Here is a 5,561-nt window from a genome sequence, read left to right on the forward strand (position 1 = left end):
CGCCTGAGCGGTCACCGGTCAACATTGACACACGGTGCGCGCCCCTCGACACGGTCGACTCCAACACCGAAGATCACGGCAAATTAGAAACCGCTGCGAGCCTCTGACACGGCTCGACCGCGAGGGGGGTAGATCACCGACTTGTCAGCAAGGTCAGATGCTTGTGTCGCACAATGGAATTCGCTGGTCGGGCTGGGTGAATTACGGCAGAGAAATCTGAGGATCCCGACGCATCGCTAATCTATCTGCTGGCCGAACGCGCCGTCCCTGCAAGGGTGCCGGCACCGGGTGCGACATCCCTGATGCATATTTACGTGTTACGATATTTGTGTGAGATTGGCCCCACCGCGCTCAAGCGAAAGTGGACGCGCGACGACATCCTTCACGCACTGGAACACCGGCACATCGACTATGACATCGAGGATGGCGACCCGCCGCGCACCTGGATTTTCGGCTTCGCCCGCGACCTGACGCTGCTGGAGCTGCTCATCCTTCATGACACCCCCGGCGGGCGAGTCATCCACTGCATGAAGGCCCGTCCGAAAGAACTGGAGAAAGCCCTCCGAGCACGAGGCAGGCGATGATATGACCCACACACAGAAGCAGGCCCACCCGCCGCTGGACAACGCAGGAGTGGACCGGCTCGTCACCGAGGCCGAAGCAGGCATCCCTGAGGAGAAACTGCGCCGCCGGGGCCGACCGTCGATAGGGGATGAAGCCGCGAGCACCTACTCGGTGCGCCTGCCCGACGACCTGGTGACGTTGGTGGACACCCGAGCAGAACTCGAAGGCGTGAGCCGGGGCGAGACCATCCGGCGCGCGCTCGTGGAGTACCTGACCACGTGATCGGCGGCTACGCCGTCAAGGCGTCGTCGTTGGTTTCCGAACGGGCGTCCGTCCGCCTGAAACCCGAACGTGTCGACTGCCGTTGTACCGCGGTCAATGGGGGTAGATTCCCGACTCGTCACAAAGGTTGGATTTCTGTGTCGAAACATGCTTTAAGCCAACAGAATCCATTGTTGATGTTTGCTGTTCTATACTCCCGTGCGACTGTCCTCCCGCACGACATCAGGGCGGGTCGAACACGGAGTGATCGCCGATCCTGCGCCACCGGCAACGGATTTCGTCGTCGACTGTAACCAGTTCGAAGGTGGCACGACCGTCGGGACTTGCGAACGACCAGGTCATTTCCAATACGTTGGGCGCGCCCTGAACCGACTTGACCCGAAGCGACCTGGGCCAGGCGGCCGACGGATCGATCACCAGCGCGTCGCACGCTGGGATGAACTTGGTTGTCAGCACTCGACGGAACGCATCGCGATGCTCACGTTTGAGCCGACGGTAGTCGGCTTCGAACGCCGGTGTCGTTTCAAACTTCACTACCGATCAGCGTCCAACCGATCCAGATGCTCCAGCAAGGCGTCACCGTCTTGGTGGACCGTCACCCGCCCTGCCGCAATGTGGCCATCAACTTCACGTTCACGCTGCTGCCAGCGCTCGGTCCAAAACCATCGCTGATCGGCGGGGACGGGCAGCGACGGCCGGAGCTCCAGTACGCCGTCGTCGCGCTCGGTGATCTCCACCTGCGCACCCGGCTCGTCCAGATGTAGCCGACGCCGGACCTCCGCCGGCAGCGCGACAACACCCCGTGATTGCACGCCGACATACCCATGAAACGCCACAATGGCAGTATTCCGATATTGCAACAATTACGCAATCCGGTTTTACGGCATATCGGCGTCCTTGGCAGTATCGACGGCATGCCTGCAGCAGGTAGTTTGCCAACGTGCCACCAAGGTGCGCTGTCTATGTCGGTTGCGCCGTGGGGCCGATGCAAAACAGCTGGTGAATGCGTCGACGAGGGTATGGGGTGTTGTTCGCGATGCGTGAGGCAGGTGTGATTGCTCTGCCGGATTGTGGCAGGGAGATCGCCGCGGCAGCACTATCCGGGAATCTCATCGGTCTCCGTCATGGAGCTTGCCGGCGAGCGCATGGCCGATCTGTGCGCAGTGCTCACGCAAGGCGGCGCACGTGGTGATCATCTCATCATCAGGCTGGACGACGGTCAGTTCAGCGATGCGGCGCTCGAGTCGTCGGCGCCGCAGTTGACCCCACCCGGCGCGCAAAACTCCATAGCGGAGTTCCATCACGGTGTGGAACGCGAGCAGGACGGGCCTTGGGCTGATCAGCATGCGGTAGTGCTCAGCGGGCCGATTGGGGCGGTCATCAAACAGCCAGCTGATGACCATCGTGTCCACGACAACACTCGATGGCTGAGTGTTGGTCATGCGTCCGCTAGTGCAGCCTGAAAGGCGGCCCACTCCTCCTCGGGCACATCCTCGATGACGAGGCGATCACGGGGGGGTAGTGGCCGAGCGCGCCGGATTGCCTCATCGGGCGTATAGGTTCGCACGACTGGCTCTTCGGGCTGCCCGATACTGGACACGACGCCAAGCCTACCGTCGCGTGCTGACGTCGGACACCTCATCAGATCTGCGATCCGCTGCCCGGTGAGCGACCACTGGGCAGGGGGTTAATTCCCGAATTGCAACAAAGGTCAAGGCCCTGTGTCTCCGCCGTCAACGAATCTCTAAAGAACGCTTTAACATCGAAGATGTTCTGCCAGCGGCCGCCGATAGCCTGTGAGCCCCGACCGAAACAGAACGCCAGTTGGAGCGACGCAGAGAGCATGAATCGCCCTGGAAATGCTGGAGGCTCCTGACCTCGGAAACGAGGATGGAGTCATGCCGAAGAAACCTCCGTCAGGGAAGCCGACTGCCCGTAGGTATAGCCCGGAAGTGCTGCGGTGCGGAAGGTCCGAGCGTTGCGTGCAGAGTTGGGCACCGGGCACGGCACGGTGCAGCGGGTCGCTCGCCAGCTCGGGTACGGGGTCGAGTCGGTGCGCTCCTGGGTGCGCCAAGCCGACATCGACGATGGATATGCTCCAGGTGTCTCGACCGCGGAGTCCGCGCGGATCAAGGATCTCGAGCAGGAAGTCCGAGACACCAAGCGCGCCAACGAGATTCTGAATCAAGCAGCGAGTTTCTCCGGGGCGGAGCTCGACCGCCAACACAAGCAGTAGTCGACGTCGTCGACGGCAACCGCGACGGGTTCGGGGTCGAGCCCATCTGCACTGTTCTGTCTTCGGCAGGACTGCAAGTGGCCCCGAGCACCTACTACGCAGCCAAGGCCCGCGGCCCGCCGCAGCGGGCCCAGCGCGACGCCGTCCTGGGCCCGGCCCTGGTCGAGCTGTGGAAGGACAACCATTGCGTTTACGGGGCGCACAAGCTGTGGAAAGCGGCTCGTCGCGGCGGTCACGACGTGGGCCGTGGTCAGGTCGCCCGACTGATGCGGGCCGCCGGCGTCGAAGGGGTGCGTCGCGGCAAACGGCTGCGCACCACCAAACCGGACCCTGGTGCCGGGCGGCATCCCGATCTGGTCACGCGCAACTTCACCGCCGAGGCCCCCAACCAGTTGTGGGTGACCGATCTGGCGCGCCGCGAGGCGCTGTTTGACCGAGTGACTGAGTGCCCAGCACAGGATGAGTCAACTGTGCCGTTCGGGCCACTGGTCGCGCCTTAACAGGCAACGACGCCAATGTGTCGGGTTCTTTACCGACAGCGGAAATCCTGGCCGTCGTGCGCGGACGCCGGCGGATGAGCGCTACCGTGATGTCAGATGACGGCGCCCTCGTCCAACCGGTTTGCCCAGCAATTCGGAGCGATGTTGCACAATTTTTCCCAGCACAGTCAACGAAATATGACATGGATGTCTTAGCGCCCCCGGAGGTCACCTCCGCGCTCATCTACTCCGGGCCTGGAGCGGTGTCGCTGACCGAAGCCTCCGCCGCGTGGCAGCGGCTGGCCGTCGAGTTGGATAACGTCGCCGGCGTCTATACAGCGGTGCTGTCTTCGCTGATCGAGTCCTGGGACGGCGCTTCCTCGGCCGCGATGACTCAGGCTGTCCACCCCTTCCTGCTCTGGTTGCGCGCCACTGCGCAGCAGTCCCAGCAGATGGCCGTCTCCGCGGAGGCTGCGGCGACGGCGTTCAGCCTCGTCCACTCCACCGTCGTCCCCCCCGTGCAGGTCAGCGCCAATCGGACGCAACTGGCGCTGTTGCTGGCCACCAACCGATTCGGCAGCAATACGGCCGCGATCGCCCAGACCGAGGACCAGTACCAGGCGATGTGGGCGAACAATTCAGCGGCGCTGAGCCGCTACCAGGCGGCCTCGGCCCGGGCGACCGCGCTGCCGGCGTTCTCCTCGCCCGTGACGATCGCGAGCCCGACCGCCGCGGCCGCCCAGGCCGGCGTCGTGTCGACGGCCGGCACCGGCAACGCCGCCTCGACGCTGTCCTCGGTGTGGTCGTCGCTGTTCGGCGACAGTTCTGGCGGCCTGGTCAACAACGGCTGGTTCCAGTTGACCAACACCTGGGGCAATCAGTTCATCTCGTCCGGCTTCCCGATCAACCTGCTGGATTTCGGGGCGCAGTCGGCAACCGCCGAGAGTGTGCAGTCGGTGGGCGGCGAGATCGGCCAGGGCCTGGCCGAGGGCGAGGCCGCGTTGGGTGCATCGGAAGTCCAATTCAGCAACGCGCTCAAGGCTTTCGGATCGGCCGCATCGGCACCCACCGCGGCGATGGGTGTCGGGGTGACGGTGGGCAAGCTGACCGCTCCTCCCGCCGTGGTGGGGTTGTTGCCCGCCTCGCAGTCGCCAGTACACCTCGCGGCGGCAGCCTCGCCGCTCGGAGTGGGGGAGGGCGGGTTCTCCGCGCTGCCGTTGCCTCCGATGATGATGTCGCCGCCGGTATCCGCAGGCAGCGGCTGGCGCAAGCGTAAGCAGCAGAAGTTCGAGGACCTCGACTACGGTGTCGAGCTCCCCAAACGGGTGATACATCGTCCGCCGAGCGGGGGATGAGAGCAGGCGATGGCTCTCAATTCGGCGAGATGTTCTGTTCTGCAACGTATTCGTGCTTCTCTCAGGTAGTTCGTCATGGATTTTGGGATCCTGGCGCCTGAGGTCAGCTCGGCGCTGATCCATGCGGGACCCGGGTCCGGGTCGCTGCTTGCTGCCGCCGCGGCGTGGCACGAGCTGGGCCTTGAGCTGGACGAGTCGGTGCGGGGCCACACCGCGGCGTTGACGTCGCTGGGCGAGACTTGGCAAGGTCCGGCCGCGACGGCGATGGTGCGGGCGGCCGCACCCTACGTGGAGTGGCTTGCCGTCACCGCGCAGCAGTGCCGGCAGGTCGGCTCCTCTGTGCACGCGGTCGTCGCGGCTTTCGAGCTGACGCACTTCGCGGTCGTGCACCCGTGCGTGGTCACCGCCAACCGGACGCGGCTGGCGCTTCTGCTGGCCACCAACTTTTTCGGGGTCAATCTCCCCGCGATCGCCGAAACTGAGGCCGAGTACCAGGCCATGTGGGCGAACAACTCGGCAGCAATGTATCGATATGCCGTATCTTCAGCGAGTGCCGTTGTGCCGGTGCAGTTTTCGTCACCACCGCCGATCGCCAACCCGGCGGGCCTGGCGAGCCCGGCCGGCGTGGCTCCGGCTGCCACCTCC

The 5,561-nt window shown here is 64.4% G+C and carries 7 protein-coding genes, 1 pseudogene and 1 other annotated feature; of the genes and pseudogenes, 5 read left to right on the forward strand and 3 right to left on the reverse strand.

Translation table 11 applies throughout. The features are described from left to right. The first annotated feature begins 302 nt into the window (after positions 1–302). Entirely contained in the window at positions 303–584 is a 282-nt protein-coding gene (locus AC2VOK_RS05355; RefSeq protein WP_428899556.1) for a hypothetical protein, read from the forward strand. 1 nt (position 585) lies between these two features. Next, positions 586–846, forward strand: a complete 261-nt coding sequence (locus AC2VOK_RS05360) for a ribbon-helix-helix domain-containing protein (RefSeq protein ID WP_428899557.1) — start codon at positions 586–588, stop codon at positions 844–846. A gap of 222 nt (positions 847–1,068) precedes the next feature. On the opposite strand, the gene AC2VOK_RS05365 is transcribed toward AC2VOK_RS05360, so the two are convergent. The 3 genes from AC2VOK_RS05365 to AC2VOK_RS05375 form a co-directional block, all read right to left on the reverse strand. Then, positions 1,069–1,380: a hypothetical protein gene (locus AC2VOK_RS05365; RefSeq protein WP_428899558.1), complete on the reverse strand. Its 312-nt coding sequence runs from the start codon at positions 1,378–1,380 to the stop codon at positions 1,069–1,071. Then, on the reverse strand, positions 1,380–1,682 hold the full coding sequence (locus tag AC2VOK_RS05370) for an AbrB/MazE/SpoVT family DNA-binding domain-containing protein (protein WP_343709374.1): 303 nt from the start codon (positions 1,680–1,682) through the stop codon (positions 1,380–1,382). Before AC2VOK_RS05370 ends, AC2VOK_RS05365 begins: the two co-directional genes overlap by 1 nt. Before the next feature lie 273 nt (positions 1,683–1,955). After that, positions 1,956–2,288 carry a PIN domain-containing protein gene (locus AC2VOK_RS05375; protein ID WP_428899559.1) on the reverse strand — a complete coding sequence of 111 codons (333 nt, stop codon included), beginning with the start codon at positions 2,286–2,288 and terminating at the stop codon, positions 1,956–1,958. 456 nt (positions 2,289–2,744) lie between these two features. Here AC2VOK_RS05375 and AC2VOK_RS05380 point away from each other — a divergent pair. The 3 genes and pseudogenes from AC2VOK_RS05380 to AC2VOK_RS05390 all read left to right on the forward strand — a co-directional run. Next, positions 2,745–3,492 (forward strand): annotated as a pseudogene (locus AC2VOK_RS05380) (IS3 family transposase); the annotation flags it as partial. After that, positions 3,037–3,168 (forward strand) — a sequence feature (AL1L pseudoknot). Its footprint overlaps the pseudogene before it by 132 nt. A gap of 272 nt (positions 3,493–3,764) precedes the next feature. Then, entirely contained in the window at positions 3,765–4,916 is a 1,152-nt protein-coding gene (locus AC2VOK_RS05385; protein ID WP_428899560.1) for a PPE family protein, read from the forward strand. 75 nt (positions 4,917–4,991) lie between these two features. Then, a partial coding sequence (locus AC2VOK_RS05390) for a PPE family protein (protein ID WP_428899561.1) occupies positions 4,992–5,561 on the forward strand: 570 nt, incomplete at its 3' end.

Source organism: Mycobacterium sp. TH-M116, from assembly GCF_057473685.1.

Bases quoted from the DNA above. Each gene is read 5' to 3' on its own strand.
- AC2VOK_RS05355 (WP_428899556.1), top strand. From the start codon at position 303: ATGCATATTTACGTGTTACGATATTTGTGTGAGATTGGCCCCACCGCG.
- AC2VOK_RS05375 (WP_428899559.1), bottom strand. From the start codon at position 2,288: ATGACCAACACTCAGCCATCGAGTGTTGTCGTGGACACGATGGTCATC.
- AC2VOK_RS05385 (WP_428899560.1), top strand. From the start codon at position 3,765: ATGGATGTCTTAGCGCCCCCGGAGGTCACCTCCGCGCTCATCTACTCC.
- AC2VOK_RS05360 (WP_428899557.1), top strand. From the start codon at position 586: ATGACCCACACACAGAAGCAGGCCCACCCGCCGCTGGACAACGCAGGA.